19 protein-coding genes are annotated in these 16,567 nt (G+C 42.7%); 5 read left to right on the top strand and 14 right to left on the bottom strand.

Going from position 1 to position 16,567, the window contains the following annotated elements; genetic code table 11:
• Positions 1 to 60: 60 nt before the first annotated feature.
• The 3 genes from J9317_RS08620 to typA all read right to left on the bottom strand — a co-directional run bounded on the left by J9317_RS08620 (position 61) and on the right by typA (position 2,600).
• A complete protein-coding gene (locus J9317_RS08620) occupies positions 61 to 348 on the bottom strand; it encodes a hypothetical protein (RefSeq protein WP_211557902.1) in 288 nt (95 codons plus the stop codon).
• Positions 345 to 605, bottom strand: coding sequence for a YlaH-like family protein (locus tag J9317_RS08615; protein ID WP_431190700.1), 261 nt, complete (start codon positions 603 to 605; stop codon positions 345 to 347). The genes J9317_RS08620 and J9317_RS08615 overlap by 4 nt, the downstream gene beginning before the upstream one ends.
• A gap of 153 nt (positions 606 to 758) precedes the next feature.
• Entirely contained in the window at positions 759 to 2,600 is a 1,842-nt protein-coding gene (gene typA, locus J9317_RS08610) for a translational GTPase TypA (RefSeq protein ID WP_211557900.1), read from the bottom strand.
• 121 nt (positions 2,601 to 2,721) lie between these two features.
• On the opposite strand from typA, the gene J9317_RS08605 reads away from it, so the two are divergent.
• Complete coding sequence (locus tag J9317_RS08605) at positions 2,722 to 2,907, top strand: YlaF family protein (RefSeq protein ID WP_211557899.1); 186 nt, start codon at positions 2,722 to 2,724, stop codon at positions 2,905 to 2,907.
• Positions 2,908 to 2,948: 41 nt separating this feature from the next.
• Here J9317_RS08605 and J9317_RS08600 read toward each other — a convergent pair whose 3' ends face one another.
• From J9317_RS08600 to J9317_RS08590, 3 genes are all read right to left on the bottom strand, one after another.
• Positions 2,949 to 3,401 carry a GNAT family N-acetyltransferase gene (locus tag J9317_RS08600; RefSeq protein WP_249292081.1) on the bottom strand — a complete coding sequence of 151 codons (453 nt, stop codon included), beginning with the start codon at positions 3,399 to 3,401 and terminating at the stop codon, positions 2,949 to 2,951.
• A gap of 1 nt (position 3,402) precedes the next feature.
• On the bottom strand, positions 3,403 to 4,197 hold the full coding sequence (locus J9317_RS08595; RefSeq protein ID WP_211557898.1) for an inositol monophosphatase family protein: 795 nt from the start codon (positions 4,195 to 4,197) through the stop codon (positions 3,403 to 3,405).
• Positions 4,198 to 4,378: 181 nt separating this feature from the next.
• Entirely contained in the window at positions 4,379 to 4,567 is a 189-nt protein-coding gene (locus J9317_RS08590) for a hypothetical protein (RefSeq protein ID WP_211557896.1), read from the bottom strand.
• 251 nt (positions 4,568 to 4,818) lie between these two features.
• On the opposite strand from J9317_RS08590, the gene J9317_RS08585 reads away from it, so the two are divergent.
• On the top strand, positions 4,819 to 5,454 hold the full coding sequence (locus J9317_RS08585; RefSeq protein WP_211557894.1) for a YktB family protein: 636 nt from the start codon (positions 4,819 to 4,821) through the stop codon (positions 5,452 to 5,454).
• Between the two features lie 30 nt (positions 5,455 to 5,484).
• On the opposite strand, the gene J9317_RS08580 is transcribed toward J9317_RS08585, so the two are convergent.
• Positions 5,485 to 5,757 (bottom strand): UPF0223 family protein, encoded by a 273-nt coding sequence (locus J9317_RS08580; protein ID WP_211557893.1) that lies wholly within the window; start codon positions 5,755 to 5,757, stop codon positions 5,485 to 5,487.
• A 9-nt stretch (positions 5,758 to 5,766) separates the two neighbouring features.
• Positions 5,767 to 6,738 (bottom strand): NAD(P)H-dependent flavin oxidoreductase, encoded by a 972-nt coding sequence (locus J9317_RS08575; RefSeq protein ID WP_211557892.1) that lies wholly within the window; start codon positions 6,736 to 6,738, stop codon positions 5,767 to 5,769.
• A gap of 152 nt (positions 6,739 to 6,890) precedes the next feature.
• Here J9317_RS08575 and J9317_RS08570 point away from each other — a divergent pair, with 152 nt between their 5' ends.
• Positions 6,891 to 8,366 (top strand): aminotransferase class I/II-fold pyridoxal phosphate-dependent enzyme, encoded by a 1,476-nt coding sequence (locus tag J9317_RS08570; RefSeq protein WP_211557891.1) that lies wholly within the window; start codon positions 6,891 to 6,893, stop codon positions 8,364 to 8,366.
• An 89-nt stretch (positions 8,367 to 8,455) separates the two neighbouring features.
• Here J9317_RS08570 and J9317_RS08565 read toward each other — a convergent pair whose 3' ends face one another.
• On the bottom strand, positions 8,456 to 8,578 hold the full coding sequence (locus tag J9317_RS08565; protein WP_035413085.1) for a GapA-binding peptide SR1P: 123 nt from the start codon (positions 8,576 to 8,578) through the stop codon (positions 8,456 to 8,458).
• Between the two features lie 412 nt (positions 8,579 to 8,990).
• Here J9317_RS08565 and J9317_RS08560 point away from each other — a divergent pair, with 412 nt between their 5' ends.
• Positions 8,991 to 9,377, top strand: a complete 387-nt coding sequence (locus J9317_RS08560; RefSeq protein ID WP_347880517.1) for a DUF1885 family protein — start codon at positions 8,991 to 8,993, stop codon at positions 9,375 to 9,377.
• A 452-nt stretch (positions 9,378 to 9,829) separates the two neighbouring features.
• Positions 9,830 to 10,228 (top strand): hypothetical protein, encoded by a 399-nt coding sequence (locus J9317_RS08555; RefSeq protein WP_211557890.1) that lies wholly within the window; start codon positions 9,830 to 9,832, stop codon positions 10,226 to 10,228.
• A 39-nt stretch (positions 10,229 to 10,267) separates the two neighbouring features.
• On the opposite strand, the gene lpdA is transcribed toward J9317_RS08555, so the two are convergent.
• The 5 genes from lpdA to J9317_RS08530 all read right to left on the bottom strand — a co-directional run bounded on the left by lpdA (position 10,268) and on the right by J9317_RS08530 (position 16,470).
• The gene (lpdA, locus tag J9317_RS08550; RefSeq protein ID WP_211557889.1) at positions 10,268 to 11,680 is read right to left on the bottom strand and encodes a dihydrolipoyl dehydrogenase; all 1,413 of its coding nucleotides are present in this window, start codon (positions 11,678 to 11,680) and stop codon (positions 10,268 to 10,270) included.
• A gap of 3 nt (positions 11,681 to 11,683) precedes the next feature.
• The gene (locus J9317_RS08545) at positions 11,684 to 13,051 is read right to left on the bottom strand and encodes a dihydrolipoamide acetyltransferase family protein (RefSeq protein WP_211557887.1); all 1,368 of its coding nucleotides are present in this window, start codon (positions 13,049 to 13,051) and stop codon (positions 11,684 to 11,686) included.
• Positions 13,052 to 13,145: 94 nt separating this feature from the next.
• Positions 13,146 to 14,123, bottom strand: coding sequence for an alpha-ketoacid dehydrogenase subunit beta (locus J9317_RS08540; protein ID WP_211557885.1), 978 nt, complete (start codon positions 14,121 to 14,123; stop codon positions 13,146 to 13,148).
• Between the two features lie 3 nt (positions 14,124 to 14,126).
• Positions 14,127 to 15,242, bottom strand: a complete 1,116-nt coding sequence (gene pdhA, locus J9317_RS08535; RefSeq protein ID WP_211557883.1) for a pyruvate dehydrogenase (acetyl-transferring) E1 component subunit alpha — start codon at positions 15,240 to 15,242, stop codon at positions 14,127 to 14,129.
• Between the two features lie 565 nt (positions 15,243 to 15,807).
• Positions 15,808 to 16,470 carry a YkyA family protein gene (locus J9317_RS08530; protein WP_347880516.1) on the bottom strand — a complete coding sequence of 221 codons (663 nt, stop codon included), beginning with the start codon at positions 16,468 to 16,470 and terminating at the stop codon, positions 15,808 to 15,810.
• Positions 16,471 to 16,567 lie beyond the last annotated feature (97 nt).

Below are 16,567 nucleotides of genomic sequence, written 5' to 3'. Positions count from 1 at the left end.
GATTATTCCTTTATTTCCCGTGTGCAAACAAAAACCCCCATATAGGGGGCTTTTAGCGATTTAAAATCCATAGTTCCGAAACCTTTCAGGCTCCCTCCGCATTTGATCCTTCATGACGTCAATCAGTTCCTGCGGGAAGCGGGTTCGGTATTCTTCTCCATTTTGAAGGCAGGATATCCAGTACATTTCGTCATCGGTATGAAAGGTAAGCTGTTCAATTCCGTGGTCTTCCTGCAGGACATTTTCAAAGAGTGCTGCGGTTTCTAGTGCTGATTGGTCGTCGGGACGATCAAGGGCTACTACTTTTATAGAGAGCCAGTTGTAGAGGGCATCCTGGAGGGATCTCATGTGGATTGCTCCATTTTTTTGGCCCGATTGAGGCGGATTTTATAGATAATGAGAATAAGCGCTGCAATAACCAGCCCTTCTGCGATGGGCAGAAATATAGAGAAGAAGGTTAGAAAGCTGCATCCTAAAAAGAGAAAGAAGTAAATGAGCGCGGCTTTAAGCGGCGGCAGTTTTTTGGCGAAGCCTAGTTTAAAGACGAGTATGGATAGCAGCAAAATGACGGTAAACATGGCTTGTCCTCCACCAACGGGATCCATTGTTGTGTAGATAAATTTAGCCACAGGCCACATGCTGTTGTATACTTCGCTTGATTCCATTGCTATTGCCCCCTTTTTACAGGATTTTCAAATAAAAAATTGGTTTCTTTCAGAGTAGCAAAGAAACCAATTTCGGACAAGCATTTATTCGGTTTACAGACCAGAGAGTTTCTTTTTCTTGGCTGCTCTTTCGCGTTCGTTTTTGTCGAGAATTTTCTTTCTCAAACGAATCGATTCTGGTGTTACTTCACAGTATTCGTCATCATTCAAGTACTCAAGGGATTCCTCAAGTGTCATGATGCGCGGTTTTTTCATTGTAGTTGTTTGATCTTTTGTTGCAGAACGGACGTTTGTTTGCTGTTTCATTCTGCAGATGTTTACAACAAGGTCGCTGTCGCGGTTATGTTCGCCGACGATCATTCCTTCGTAAACGTCTGTTCCTGGCTCAACAAAGATTACGCCGCGGTCTTCGATTCCCATGATGCCGTAACCTGATGATTTACCGTTCTCCATGGATACAAGAACACCTTGGCGGCGTCCGCCAACCTGGCCTGTAGCCATCGGCTGGTAGCTGTCAAACGTATGGTTGATGATTCCATACCCGCGAGTAAGGGAAAGGAACTCAGTAGAGTATCCGATTAGTCCGCGTGAAGGAACCATGAAGATCATTCTTACTTGGCCGTTGCCATTGTTGATCATGTCTTGCATTTCACCTTTGCGGGCACCGATGGATTCCATTACTGCACCAGTGTAATCTTCAGGCACATCGATTTGAACGCGTTCCACAGGCTCACAGCGGACACCGTCAATTTCACGAACGATTACTTCAGGTTTTGACACTTGAAGCTCGTAGTTTTCACGGCGCATGTTTTCAATCAGGATGGAAAGGTGAAGCTCTCCGCGTCCTGAAACCGTCCATGCATCTGGAGAATCTGTATTTTCAACGCGCAGGCTGACATCAGTTTGCAGCTGCTGCATTAAGCGCTCTTCAATTTTACGGGATGTAACGAATTTACCTTCGCGTCCTGCAAATGGACTGTTGTTTACAAGGAATGTCATTTGAAGAGTTGGCTCATCAATGCGCAGGATTGGAAGTGCTTCCTGATGTTCAACCGGGCAAACAGTTTCTCCCACGTTGATGTCTTCCATTCCGGAAACAGCAACAAGGTCTCCAGCGCGTGCTTCTTCGATTTCAACCCGTTTCAATCCTTGGAAGCCAAAGATTTTCGTTACACGGAAGTTTTTCGCCGTACCGTCAAGTTTCATAAGGGAAACTTGCTGGCCTACTTGCATTGTTCCTCTGAAAACACGTCCAATTCCGATACGTCCAACGTAGTCGTTGTAGTCTAGAAGCGCTACTTGGAATTGAAGCGGATCTTCACTGTTATCAACAGGTGAAGGAATGGTTTCCATGATTGATTCGAAGATGCACGCCATGTTTTCTTCCTGTTCAGCCGGATCGGGGTTCATGCTTGCTGTTCCGTTTACTGCGGATGCAAATACAACCGGGAATTCAAGCTGTTCTTCTGTAGCATCCAATTCGATGAACAAGTCGATAACTTCATCTACAACTTCCTGCGGGCGGGCAGAGTCTTTATCAATTTTGTTTACTACAACGATTGGAGTCAGTTTTTGCTCCAAAGCTTTTTTCAAAACAAAGCGCGTTTGCGGCATACAGCCTTCATATGCGTCGACAACAAGCAGAACGCCGTCAACCATTTTCATGATCCGCTCTACTTCACCGCCGAAATCAGCATGTCCTGGAGTGTCCAGGATGTTGATGCGAGTGTCTTTATATTGAATAGCCGTATTTTTGGCCAAGATTGTTATTCCGCGTTCACGTTCCAAATCATTGGAGTCCATGGCACGTTCAGCAACCTGCTCGTTTGCACGGAATGTTCCAGCTTGATGAAGCAGTTTGTCTACCAGCGTCGTTTTTCCATGGTCAACGTGGGCAATAATCGCAATATTGCGAAGATCGTTTCGAAGTTTCACAATTTCATCTCCTATAAATTCAAAATACCCTCGATATTATAACACACACTGCTGGTAAAATAGAAAGTTTTTAAGTAAACTTAAGCTGAAATCTTTTTTTATACGTTAGGGGATGCAGGAAATGAAGTCGGGAAAATGGATATTTTTAGTACTGGCAGTACTCGCTGCCGTTATGATGATGCTGATCGGGGTGTCCGTCGGATTCAGAAGTATACTCGGTGTGATTGCATCTATTATTGGATTATGTGCTGTAATGGGATTTGGATTTGCCAGAAAAAAGAGGATGCGTGAAAAAGGACTGCTTTAAAATAGGAAGGCCGCGGATATTTCCAATCCGCGGCCTTCTTTCTATAGAGGGAAGATCAGAATGGTGTAAGCTTCGCCGCTGTTTTCTTCCATTTTGAATTGCTCAAAGCCTGCTTTGCTTAAAAATTGAATCCAGTCCAGCCGTTCAGCAGCCACTCCGGCAAAGAGGATTTTGTGTCCCTTTTCTTTCAATTCCGCTGCAGCTGAGCGTATGACTTTTTTCCCTATTCCCTGACTTCTTTTGGATGGATGTACCAAAATGGTTCCAAGCCATGGTTTTTCATTTGAAGGCGACCATTCAATTGAGAAAGTAATGGCTGCAGGCTCGCCGTTTTCTTCCCAGATGCGCCATTCTCCCTGATACATCTCGTACTTTTTCATATATTCTTCAAGAAGGGCGGGTTCCGTTTCCTCATTGATCCATTCAGGACTTTTCTTTACACATCGGACGAAAAAAGAGAAATCTTTTTCATGATACATTCTTGATGTCAGCATTTTATGCTTTTTTCAAATAGCCATTCAGCACTTCTTCATGAAGGCCAGGCCTTGATGCGAATATACTGTTCCGTTCTATTATGTTGATTGGTTCGCCGCTGACTGTCGTTGCTATTCCGCCCACTTCTTCAAGCAGCACCAGCCCGCCGGCGAAATCCCATGGGGCAAGCCTCATTGTAATGTAGCAGTCCAGTCTTCCTGAAACAACATAAGCGAACTCGAGTGCTGCTGATCCGTATGAACGAGTTCCTCTTGCATTTCTTACAAGCGGAGCCAGAACGGATGGATCAATCCTTCTGTTTTCTGTAACCCAGGTAGCATTCAAGCCAATAATTGCTTCCTTTACTTTTCTGATTTCAAGCTTAGGCAGAGGGGTGTCATCCATATAAGCGCCTTCGCCTTTAAACGCATGGTACAGCTCATCATGGACAACATCATAGATGAGACCGATCATGCCGGTGCCCTCTTCGTAAATTCCGATAGAGATGGCAAAATTACGCTGCTGATGCACGAAATTCATTGTTCCATCTATCGGATCAATAATCCAAATGATCCCTTTGGAGTCCTCGATTTCATGTCCATATCCCTCTTCTCCCAGTATTCGGTGATCGGGGTAGGTTTCTTTAATTTTGCTTATAAAAAACTGTTCAGTTTCTTTGTCCATGTTGGTAACAAGGTCATTCGGGTTTGATTTCGTTTGTATTGAAAGAGACGTTGTAAAGGAGCCGCGGATCCTTTCTCCTGCTTCTCTAATCCAGCTTTTTGCCTGATGATTAATTTCTTTCCAATTTGTCATAGTTAGCCTCTTTTCTAATGGGACTTAACGGATTCAGGCACTTTGGGCCTGTCCAAATTATGTATGGATATGTATTCAGGATACTGCAAGGAAAACATGAAAACAAGCAGCAAGGGTAGCAAAAGAATGGGCAGGCGCAGATAAAAACGAACCTTCTTAAGGTTCGTTTAAAATCCTCAGGCTATGCCTGCAGTTTAAGCCATTCTTTTCTGAGTTTTTCAAGTCTTTGTTTGCTTTCAGATTTTTGATCTTCGTTGTTATTCTGCATCGCATCAAACAATGTGGCCAGTTCATAATCCAATTCCAGCTGGATCACACTGATACGATTTTTCAACTCTCTGGGCTGTGCGGCTTTAATGACCTGTTTCATCGAAAAACTCCCCTTTCATACTCATTTCATGAATCGCTTCTGATAACCTGGGACCGATGAGATTTTGTATATCTTATGTTCATTAATAATGACAGGGAACACGGTGAAAAAAATTGTGTATCTACCTATATAAAAGGCTTGGTACAATACTTTACCACTTTGCCGTTACTATGAAACGTGCAACTTTATTGGAGCGTGCTGCCGGTTATGCTACAATATTTTTACTTAGATTCAGGAGGTTGTACACAGCTATGAAATTCACGGGGTTTAATAAAGATGATTTTGAAGTATTCACAATAGATGGTCTGGATCAGCGGATGGAGAAATTAATTCAGCAGGTACGCCCGAAGCTTGAAAGCCTTGGTGAGCACTTCAGTACCGTCTTGTCCAGCTGGACCGGTGATGAGATGTTTCCGCATGTCGCAAAGCATGCAAGGCGTTCCGTAAACCCCCCTGATGATACATGGGTAGCTTTCGCCAATAGTAAGAGAGGCTATAAAATGCTTCCTCATTTCCAGATTGGCCTATGGGAAACCCATGTTTTTATATGGTTTGCTATGATTTACGAAGCTCCAGCCAAAGAAGGCTTTGGAAAAGCAGCTGAAAAAAATCTTAATCAGATAATGATAGAAATTCCGGACCATTTTGTATGGTCCTCAGACCATACTAAGCCGGGAGCTGCTGCACAAAGAAATCTCGGGAAAAAAGGGCTTAAAGAAATGGCCATAAGACTCCAAAAGGTAAAAAAAGCGGAAATGCTTTGCGGTGTTCATTTCAGCAGGGAGGAAGCAGAATCCATGAGTGCTGAAGAATTTATTGATAAAGCTGAGCAATCATTGAAAACACTGCTGCCTCTCTATCAGCTGGCTCAACAATCAACTAAATAACAAAATCCCGGGTGCCCCCCGGGATTTTGTTTAGGACATTTTTATTCGATCTCCATCTTCACTGGCTTTTGCTTTTTTTACGGTGCGGTACGAAGAATAACCGCTTACCTCTTCAAATTCATCACAAAGGCTTTTCTCCTCTGCTTTGCTTGGAACGATTTCTTTAAACCTCCGATAGCTGTTCATGAAATCTTCCCTGCTGATTCCCTGTTCATAGGCCTTTTCAACATTTTCAAAAAATTGAACGGCGTCAATAATTTCTTCTGTTGACCAATCAGCAGCTAACGGATACTGATAATCCATGTGCTCACCTCAATCTTTTTCGCTAATCCCCCATGTATTCCGGATGCTTTCTCCCTCTTTCAACATTCTATCAAATAATTCCTGGACAGTGGGAATGTCGTGAATAAGACCTGCAGACTGTCCGCCCCAGCCGAATCCTTCAGACCGTTTTCCCTCGTATATGTATTTTTTATTTGCCTGTCCATCAATATACCCTTTTAATCCCTCATAACCGGATTTTTGTTCTTCAAGCTGCAGGATTGTGTCTGTCCACTCGTTCGTCAGAGCTCTTGCAGGCGCTCCAATGCTCTTTTTTATAAGCACTGTGCCAATTTCGCTGGAATTGATTAAATCCTGCTTGTAGTTAATATGGGCATGCACACACTCTTTTACTGCAATAAATCTCGTCCCCATTTCAATTCCCTCTGCTCCAAATGCAAGCGAAGCCATTAGTCCTCTTCCATCGGCAATTCCGCCAGATGCGATAACAGGTATTGAAACTGAATTTACAATTTGCGGAATCAGCACAAAGGTTCCGGTATCATTTTTCCCTAAATGCCCTCCGCCTTCCTGGCCGACAGCTATGACCGCATCTGCACCCATTTCCTCTGCTTTTTCCGCTTGCCTTCTTGCTGCAACCAAAACGAGTTTTTTCACAGGTACTCCTTTGAGCTGTTCAAAAATTGGAGCAGGATTTCCTCCCGTCATAGAAATTACCGGGACTTCTTCTTCGATGGCTGCTTCAAGCATACTGGAAAAAGGCCGGCCGTGCTGCCCTATGGCAAAGTTCACTCCGAAAGGCCGGTCTGTTTTCATTCTCGTTTTACGGATTTCTTCCTTTAGCTCTTCCGTAGACCTAAGTGACATGGCTGTAATCTGACCGAGGCCACCGGCATTGGAAACAGCGGCTGCCAAGTCTGAATAAGCGAGGTAGGCAAGTCCCCCTTGAATGATCGGATAGTTGATGCCCAGCAATTCTGTTACTTTCGTTTTCCACATCATTATCATCCCCCCTTTTAATCCTTTCGATAGAGACGATTCGATTTCCTTTGACAAAGCAAAGCAAAATTTTCTTTATAAAAATGGCTCCTAATGATATAATTCATGTGTTTTTATTAAGGACGTATTTCAGACAAAGAAGGTGGAATTATACATTGAATCAAAACCTAACACCGCTTTATACCGGATTAAAAAAACACATTGACCGGAATCCAATTCAATTTCATATACCAGGACACAAAAAAGGGGCCGGTATTGATCCGGATTTCAGGGATTATATCGGCGAAAACGCCCTTAAAATGGATCTGATTAATATAGGACCTCTAGATGACCTGCATTCTCCAAAGGGAATTATTAAAGAAGCGCAGGAGCTTGCTGCAGAAGCATTTGGAGCTGATTATACATTTTTCTCCGTTCAAGGAACGAGCGGGGCGATCATGACAATGGTCATGGCTGTCTGCAAGCCTGGAGATAAAATTATTGTTCCGCGAAATGTTCATAAATCAGTAATGACCGCCATTGTTTTCTCTGGTGCAATTCCCGTATTTATTCATCCTGAAGTCGATAAAGAGCTCGGTATATCTCACGGAATCACCACTGACTCTGTGCAGACTGCTCTTGATCAGCACCCTGATGCCAAAGGGGTTCTTGTCATAAACCCTACTTATTTTGGCATCTCGGCAGATTTGAAAAAAATCGTCGAAATTGCCCATTCCTATCATGTACCTGTTTTGGTGGATGAGGCACATGGTGTGCACATCCATTTTCACGAAGAGCTTCCCATGTCAGCTATGCAGGCAGGTGCTGACATGGCTGCAACGAGCGTTCATAAGCTCGGAGGCTCCATGACACAGAGCTCGGTCCTAAATGTCAGAGAAGGGCTTGTATCCGCTCAAAGGGTACAGTCAATTTTGAGTATGATGACTACAACCTCAACATCCTATCTGCTGCTCGCTTCGCTGGATGTAGCAAGGAAGCGTCTTGCCATGGAGGGCAGGGAGCTGATTGACAAAACCATTCAGCTCGCTCAATCAGCTCGCCGGCAGTTAAATGATATAGAGGATATCTATTGTGTAGGCAGTGAAATTCTCGGGACGAAGTCGACGTATGATTACGATCCGACAAAGCTCATTATCTCAGTGAAGGAGCTTGGTTTAACAGGCTATGATGTGGAGAAGTGGCTGCGGGAAAAATACAGGATTGAAGTTGAATTATCCGACTTATATAACATCCTTTGCATTGTTACCCCTGGAGACACGCCGAAGGAAATAGACTTGCTAGTCGAGGCACTGACTGAGCTTTCAGACCGTTTCAAACACCGCGATCCCGGTCAGATTGAAGAAACAGCCGTGCTGCTGCCTGACATTCCAGTGCTTGCACTTACACCAAGGGATGCTTTCTATTCCGAAACAGAAATCGTTGATTTTAATGAATCAGCAGGACGGATCATTGCTGAGTTTATAATGGTATATCCTCCGGGGATACCTATCTTTATTCCAGGTGAGATTATTACAGAGGATAACCTAGCCTATATTCAAAAAAACATGGAGGTTGGGCTTCCTGTGCAGGGGCCTGAGGATCCTAACTTAAATTCCCTTCGGGTTATTAAAGAGCATAAGGCCATACGATAAGAGAACGAATTGAATCAATCGTAATAAATAAAAGCATGCGCCAGACTCAGCGCATGCTTTTCCCTTTTTATCTTAACCCCTCGAAAAGATTACCGTTTAATTTCAGTTTTTTCGCACTCACAATTTAAGCATCTTCCGTACAAAGTGGATACTTTTTCATCTTCAAAGTGGCTGATCGTGCTGTTGCAATCCTGGCAAACGATTGTTCCCATCTTCCCATCCCCTTTTCATAATTGTAAGCGGTTTTAATGATCTGTTAAATATATATTATTATGTCACATTGTATTCGTCAAGTATAAAAAGTATGTCACATTTAATTTGTTTTGAGCGCATTTTTTCCTCGATCAATTCGATTGTTTCACCGTCAGGTCCTTCAAAAAATACACTTTTCAAGTTGTTCAGCAGCCTTAGCGGTCCGAGTACAGGCCGGAGCCCATTCTTGTCAAGGCGACCTATTGTATGGGGAGGAGAGATTTATCACATGGGAAGGAAGGGCGGATAAATCTCTCATAAATTAGATTGGGGACCCTTCCTCCTTTGGATTGAGATGTATGAACAGAATTTGTTGTAAATATCAGATTTTTTAGAATACAATATAATCAACAGGAAAAAGGAGGACTGGATGTGGGAGAACATGCAAGCATCGTTTTAAAAAATATGGAACCGCTCTCTTTAAAAACCATTTATGAATATATTGACTACTATAAAAACATAACAGCAAAAACAGGGGAACAGCTTGGCTGGGAATACAGCGAGACCGCCTTTCCCTATGAAACCTTTGAGGAAAATGACCGCTTGCTTATATTAAGAAGTGAACAGCCTGGCTTCAATCATATTTATATAGGAATCATCCAGTTAGAAGATGGGGGTGCAACAACGGTCCAGGTATACCTGCCCGCCTCTTCAGGACACGGGGATAAAGGAAAGGCCAATGAACTTTGCAAGTTCCTTGCTAAGAAAATGAAAGCGGAGCTGCATCTGTTTAATGGAAAGGTTATGCGATATGGATAAATTGTTTATCCATTCTTAGAACCCTGCTGCTGAGAGCGTTCTTTGCTCCAGGAAAGATTTGCTCTATCTAAATCATAGTATTCTGCCTAAGGATGCTCGCTTTCAGTGGGTCTGCAATGGGGGCTCACCTGTCCTTCTGCTCACGCCCTCCGCTCCAATTAAGAGGTGTTAAAAATCAACATCATACTTGAACATAGCCTTTTTAAAACAACCACCTAATAAGTAAAAGTTTAGTTTAAAATTTTCTCAATTAAAAATAAAGATTAAATAATTGGAAAAAAATGAAACGAATTTCTAGTTACTTCCGTTTATATAAGTGGAAGTAACTTTTTAATTTGAAAATTCCATTTTTCAATTCGGTAACATTTTGATGACATTTAAAGGAATGAAATAGGATTATGATAAAATGGGGTTAATTTGAGACCGGAAATAGGACTGGGGAGGGGTAAATCGTGTTCACAGATAAGATAAATCAGTTCGATCGGATGTTTTTGACGGTGATGATTGGGCCTGTTCTGTTTCTCTCTTCCTGCACGTTCCCAGGATTAATGTCCCAGACCTCAGGCACTTCCATCCAAACAGAAGACAAAGTGATTGTTTTCTTCTCAGACGGAGATAAAATTGAGGATGAAAAACAGTATTATGATGCGCTGCTGACTATTAAAGAACAATATCCGGTTGATTCCGAGAATTTCAAGGTGTATCAGGAAGAACAAAAAAATCCATTCGGCATCAGTAAATATCCGTCCTTGCTAGTTATGGACAATAAAAAAGTAGTCATTCACATTGAAGGAATGGTACAGACAAAAGAAGAAATATTAAACCCTCTTCGAAAAGTATTGAAGCATTAAAAAGACCTCCGCTTTCGCGGAGGTCTTTTTTTATGCAATTTATTTAATGATATGAATCGGGCTTCCAAGAGCTACTTCAGCAGCTTCCATTGTGATCTCGCCCAAAGTTGGGTGAGCATGGATCGTCATTGCGATATCTTCAGCCGTCATACCGGATTCGATCGCAAGACCAAGCTCAGAAATCATATCAGAAGCGTTCGCACCAGCGATTTGAGCGCCGATTACGATTCCATCTTCTTTTGTCGTGATCAGTTTCATGAAACCGTCTGTTTCGTTAAGAGACAGAGCACGTCCATTAGCAGCAAACGGGAATTTAGCAGCTGTTACCTCAAGGCCTTCTTCTTTAGCTTGAGCTTCTGTATAACCTACAGTAGCAAGTTCAGGCTCTGAGAATACAACAGCTGGAATTCCAAGATAGTCAATTTCGGAAGATTCGCCAGCGATTGCTTCTGCAGCAATTTTACCTTCATAAGAAGCTTTATGTGCAAGCGGAGGACCTTCTACGATATCGCCGATTGCGAAGATGTTTGAAACGCTTGTGCGGCATTGTTTATCAATTTTGATAACGCCGCGGTCGCTCATTTCAACACCTACTTGCTCAAGGCCAAGTTCATCAGTGTTTGGACGGCGTCCTACTGTTACAAGTACGTAATCCGCTTCAACCGTTTGCTCTTCGCCTTTCACTTCAAATGTTACTTTCACGCCATTTTCTGTTTCTTCAACAGATTTAGCCATTGCTTTCGTATGAATGTCAACGTTCCCTTTTTTCTTCAGGTTACGTTTAACAAGTGAGCTCATTTGTTTCTCAAAGCCCATTAAAATATCATCCAAAGCTTCAATAATAGTTACTTCAGTACCGAAGTTTGCATACGCCGTTCCAAGCTCAGTACCGATGTAGCCTCCGCCGATTACAACCAATTTCTTCGGAACATCTTTAAGAGCAAGAGCGCCTGTAGAATGGATAACACGGTCAGAGTATTTGAAAGCTGGAAGTTCGATCGGACGGGAACCCGTCGCAATGATTGCATTTTTAAATTTATAAGTTTGAGAAGAATTTTCATCCATTACTTTAATGGATTCGCCGTCTACGAAGTATGCTTCTCCACGGACGATTTCTACTTTGTTGCCTTTAAGAAGGCCTTCAACACCGCTCGTAAGCTTGTTGACAACACTGCCCTTCCATTCCTGAACCTTTGTAAAATCAACTTTTACGTTCTCAGCCGTGATTCCCATGTCTTCGGAATGCTTAGCATTTTCGAAGCGGTGACCAGCTGAAATCAATGCTTTGGAAGGAATACATCCAACGTTTAGGCAAACTCCGCCCAAAGTTCCTTTTTCAACGATTGTTACTTTTTGTCCTAGCTGTGCAGCGCGGATGGCGGCTACATAGCCGCCAGGTCCCGCACCAATGACAAGAGTGTCAGTCTCAATAGGGAAATCTCCTACTACCATTGATTACGCCTCCATTAAAATAAGTTGTGGGTCATTCAGCAAACGCTTGATGTGGTTCATTGCATTTTGTGCGGTTGCACCATCAATCATACGGTGGTCGAAGCTCAAGGATAGAGCAAGAACTGGAGCTACAACAATTTCACCATCGCGTACAACAGCCTTTTCAGCAATACGGCCAATTCCAAGGATTGCTACCTCAGGATGGTTGATTACCGGAGTGAACCATTGTCCGCCGGCAGAACCGATGTTAGAGATTGTGCAGGATGCACCTTTCATTTCGGCACCGGAAAGTTTACCATCACGCGCTTTAACTGCAAGCTGATTGATCTCATCAGAGATTTCGAATACAGATTTGCGGTCAGCATTTTTAACAACAGGTACCAGGAGACCTTTTTCGGTGTCTGCAGCGATACCGATGTTGTAGTAGTGCTTTTGAACAATTTCGTCTGTGCTGTCATCAAGGGATGTATTAAGCACTGGGAACTTTTTCAGCGCAGAAGTAAGAGCTTTCACAACGTACGGTAAATATGTTAACTTAATACCCTGGTCTGCCGCAACATCTTTGAATTTTTTACGGTGTGCAACAAGCTCAGTAACATCAATTTCATCCATAAGCGTAACGTGAGGAGCCGTATGCTTGGAGTTTACCATTGCTTTAGCAATCGCTCTTCTCATGCCGGACATTTTTTCACGTGTTTCAGGAAGATCGCCTTCCGGAATTGCTTGTGCAGCAGGTTTTGAATCTTGTTTAGAATCTTGTTTAGATTCTTGTTTGCTTTCTTCTGCTACTGGAGCTTCTGTTGGTTGCGCAGCTCCGCCTTTGCCGAATGCATCGATATCTTCTTTAGATACGCGTCCGTTTTTGCCGGATCCGTTTACTTGACGGATATCAATTCCTTGCTCGCGTGCATATTTACGCACAGATGGCATAGCTACAATGCGTTTATTAGGGTCAGCTTCAACCTGATCCTGGCTTCCTGCACCTGTTTCAGCAGCAGGTTCTTGCTTTGGAGCTTCTTCTTTTTTCACATCTTGACCCGCTTCGCCTGTTGATTGAACCTGAGCCTCAGTTTTTTCTTCTTTTTTCTCATCGCTTCCATGATCGTCACCCTTGAATTTAAGGTTCTCGTAGCCTGGAGCGTCAAAAGTGATTAGAGTTTGTCCAACTGTTGCAACTGTTCCCTCATCAACTTTAAGTTCTAATACTTTTCCTTTTACAGGAGAAGGAATTTCAACGACTGCTTTATCGTTTTGAACCTCTGCAAGTACGTCGTCCTCTTCAATTTCGTCACCTGGCTTAACAAACCATTTTACGATCTCGCCTTCATGGATTCCTTCACCGATATCCGGCATTTTAAATTCGAATGACACGGTTTTTCAACCTCCCAGTTTTGTGTGATTTGCTATGAACGAAAAGAAACCAGATCAACTGATTTCTTTTCGATTGCTGTTTCGTCCTGTTTGATTAAAATTCCAAAACTTTTTTAGCTGTTTCAATTACGTCTTTGTGGTTAGGCAGCCATACACCCTCTGCTTGAGAGAAAGGGAATACTGTATCAGAAGCTGTAACACGCAGAACAGGAGCTTCAAGGCTTAGGATAGCGCGGTCATTAATTTCAGCAACAACGTTTGCACCAACTCCAGCTTGCTTTTGAGCTTCTTGAACAACAATTGCACGGCCTGTTTTCTCAACAGAAGCAATGATTGTATCGATATCCAGCGGCTGAACAGTACGAAGGTCAATAACCTCTACTGATTTGCCTTCTTTTTCAAGCTCTTCAGCAGCTTTAAGGGATTCATGAACCATTGCACCGTAAGTGATGATGGAAAGGTCTGTACCTTCACGCTTCACTTCCGCTTTCCCTAGTTCGATTGTGTACTCTTCTTCAGGAACTTCCTGACGGAAAGAACGGTAAAGCTTCATGTGCTCAAGGAAGATTACCGGATCGTTATCGCGAATTGCAGAAATGAGCAATCCTTTCGCATCGTACGGAGTGGATGGGATAACTACTTTTAGGCCAGGCTGCTGTGCCATAAGACCTTCCAGGCTGTCCGCATGCATTTCAGGAGTATGTACTCCTCCGCCGAATGGAGAACGGATCGTTACAGGTGAAGTCCATCTTCCGCCAGAACGGTAGCGCATACGTGCCATTTGGCCGGAAATGGAATCCATTACCTCATATACAAAACCAAAGAATTGAATTTCAGGAACTGGACGGTAGCCTTGAAGACCAAGTCCAAGTGCAAGACCGCCGATTCCAGATTCTGCAAGCGGAGTATCGAATACACGGTCTTCGCCAAATTCCTTCTGCAATCCTTCAGTCGCGCGGAAAACCCCGCCGTTTACGCCAACGTCTTCTCCGAATACAAGAACGTTTTCGTCATTTTTAAGTTCTGTGCGTAACGCATCAGTGATTGCCTGAATCATTGTCAATTGCGCCATGGCTTACTTCGACTCCTTCGCTTTATAAATTTCAAACTGCTCCTTGAGGTTATTAGGCATTTCTTCATACATAATACCCATAAGGTCAGTTACTTTTTGTTTTGGATAATCGTCGGCTTTTTTAATCGCTTCTTTTATTTCTTCTTTCGCCTGTTCGATTACTTTGTTCTCTTCTTCCTCGCTCCAAAGCTTTTTGCCTTCAAGGAATTTGCGGTAACGGACAAGAGGATCTTTCTCTTCCCACTCATTTTCAATATCTTTTGTACGATAGCGCGTTGGGTCATCCCCAGCCATTGTATGAGGACCATAACGGAACGTCAGGGTTTCAATTAATGTCGGGCCATCTCCGCTGATTGCGCGTTTGCGAGCTTCAGCTGTAGCAGCATAAACAGCAAGAGGATCCATACCATCAACTTGAATTCCTACAATACCGGCAGCAACTGCTTTTTGAGCAATTGTACGGGCAGCAGATTGCTTCTCTACAGGAGTTGAAATTGCATAGCGGTTGTTTTGAACAACGAAAATCGCTGGAGCCTTGAATGCTCCGGCAAAGTTAATTCCTTCATAGAAATCACCTTGTGAAGCTCCGCCGTCCCCTGTATAAGTGATGGCAACTGCTTCTTTTCCACGCTTTTTCATTCCAAGCGCTACGCCGGCAGTCTGGATGTATTGAGCTCCAATGATGATTTGAGGAGACAATGCATATACATCTTCAGGCATTTGGTTGCCGTGGAAATGTCCGCGGGAGAATAGGAACGCTTGATAAAGCGGAAGACCATGCCAGATAATTTGAGGCACATCACGGTATCCAGGAAGAATAAAGTCGTCTTTTTCCAATGCAAAATGGGAAGCAATTTGAGAAGCTTCCTGTCCGGCAGTCGGCGCATAGAAACCTAAACGTCCTTGACGGTTAAGGGAGATAGAACGCTGATCAAGAATACGCGTATAAACCATACGGCGCATAAGCTCTTTCAATTGATCATCAGACAGATCCGGCATTGCCGCTTCATTCACGACTTCGCCTTTTTCATTTAAAATTTGTAACGTTTCGAACTGCTCGGCAATCGCATCAAATTGCTTTTTGCCGTCTACAAGTGCAGATTTAGTTTTAGCAGCCATCTAAGTCACCTCTTCCTTTCATTTAGACAATTTTGATAGCAGAATGATTCCAGTCATATACAGATTTAGGATACCCTAAATTAAAACACAGACACATTTTTTTCAAATACATTCCACTACCATTTACCACAATAGAGCAACTTAAAACTTCCTTATATGTAAAGAATCAAGTTACGGGAACTGTATTAATTTTTTTACAAGCAAAAATAATACAATACTAATAATACAAACATAGTTTACACCTCATAAAAACCGAAGTCAATCTGTTTACATAAGGTTTATACAAGGAAATTTTCCAACGCGGAAAATGCAAATAAATGACATTTAGACAAACTGTATTAGTACAAATAAAAAAACTGTACTACAATAGTAGCGTTTTCATTTTATCCAAAAAAGAATGCTGTTTTATCAATCTTTACGGTATGAAACACCCTTCACATCTTTTTGCCCAAATACCCGCAAAAAACATTCATTAAAAAGCAGGCAAAAACAAAGACTGTACGAAAAGCATGGAAGCCGGCGGCTCTTGCCAGCACGGATGTCCATTCCATTCGCATCAGTCTGTTTACTGTTCCACTTTTAATTCAGCTGCCTGATAAAATTCCTTTTTGGCTGTATTATACTGTTCTGTATAATCATTGAACTTTTTGTTTAACTCCATTACTTCTTTATAGGATGCGTTGATTTTACTGATGTGCGCTTCCAGTTCTTCAAGCTTGAGGTCTTTATTCTGGAACATTTTGTACAATTCTTCATCAAGGGCAATGGCCGATTTATAAGATTGCGCAAGCTCGTTATATGAATTATAGCGGTCATGCATTAGTTTTTTTAACTCGGCCGCTTCTTTCTTAGCTTTCTCATCCTCGATTTTCCCAAGAGCTTCCTCTGCATCTTTAAATGCTTTTTCAGAATCTGCTATTGCTTTCTGCTCCGCCTCGACCCGTTCTTTCCGATCCGCCACTAATTTCAGCGCATCCCCTGAAAGTGATTTGATTTGATTAAAATCTTTCATTCCAAGAGCAATAATTTCGTTGTAAATCTTGTTCTCCTTCTGTTCAAGTTCAAGAAGAGGCTTTTGCTCCTTCTTAAACGGACTCTCTTTAGAGACTACATTTTCCAGCGCTTCATATGCCTGCTCTGATGGCGATGGCCCCATACAGCCTGTGAGAATGGAACCTGATAAGGCAGCACTTATGCCGATCATTAGCCATTTGTTCTGTTTCCGCACAATTAATCCCCCTTACTCTACAACTACTAACTATAAAATCTCTGCGCAAGGAACACAATACATCCAGGCAAAGTAATTGGCGAACGCCGGCAAAAAT

This window comes from Metabacillus flavus (assembly GCF_018283675.1).
Classification (GTDB): Bacteria; Bacillota; Bacilli; order Bacillales; family Bacillaceae; genus Metabacillus_B; species Metabacillus_B flavus.
The sequence above is the reverse complement of the archived record's forward strand: the minus strand, read 5'-3'. Positions and strand labels throughout refer to the sequence as shown.

Coding starts and splice junctions, on each gene's coding strand:
- J9317_RS08575 (WP_211557892.1), bottom strand. CDS start 6,738: ATGATGTGGAAAACGAAAGTAACAGAATTGCTGGGCATCAACTATCCG.
- J9317_RS08620 (WP_211557902.1), bottom strand. CDS start 348: ATGAGATCCCTCCAGGATGCCCTCTACAACTGGCTCTCTATAAAAGTA.
- lpdA (WP_211557889.1), bottom strand. CDS start 11,680: ATGGTAGTAGGAGATTTCCCTATTGAGACTGACACTCTTGTCATTGGT.
- J9317_RS08540 (WP_211557885.1), bottom strand. CDS start 14,123: ATGGCGCAATTGACAATGATTCAGGCAATCACTGATGCGTTACGCACA.
- J9317_RS08580 (WP_211557893.1), bottom strand. CDS start 5,757: ATGGATTATCAGTATCCGTTAGCTGCTGATTGGTCAACAGAAGAAATT.
- pdhA (WP_211557883.1), bottom strand. CDS start 15,242: ATGGCTGCTAAAACTAAATCTGCACTTGTAGACGGCAAAAAGCAATTT.
- J9317_RS08615 (WP_431190700.1), bottom strand. CDS start 605: ATGGATCCCGTTGGTGGAGGACAAGCCATGTTTACCGTCATTTTGCTG.
- J9317_RS08600 (WP_249292081.1), bottom strand. CDS start 3,401: ATGCTGACATCAAGAATGTATCATGAAAAAGATTTCTCTTTTTTCGTC.
- J9317_RS08585 (WP_211557894.1), top strand. CDS start 4,819: ATGAAATTCACGGGGTTTAATAAAGATGATTTTGAAGTATTCACAATA.
- J9317_RS08605 (WP_211557899.1), top strand. CDS start 2,722: ATGAAGTCGGGAAAATGGATATTTTTAGTACTGGCAGTACTCGCTGCC.
- J9317_RS08590 (WP_211557896.1), bottom strand. CDS start 4,567: ATGAAACAGGTCATTAAAGCCGCACAGCCCAGAGAGTTGAAAAATCGT.
- J9317_RS08595 (WP_211557898.1), bottom strand. CDS start 4,197: ATGACAAATTGGAAAGAAATTAATCATCAGGCAAAAAGCTGGATTAGA.
- J9317_RS08565 (WP_035413085.1), bottom strand. CDS start 8,578: ATGGGAACAATCGTTTGCCAGGATTGCAACAGCACGATCAGCCACTTT.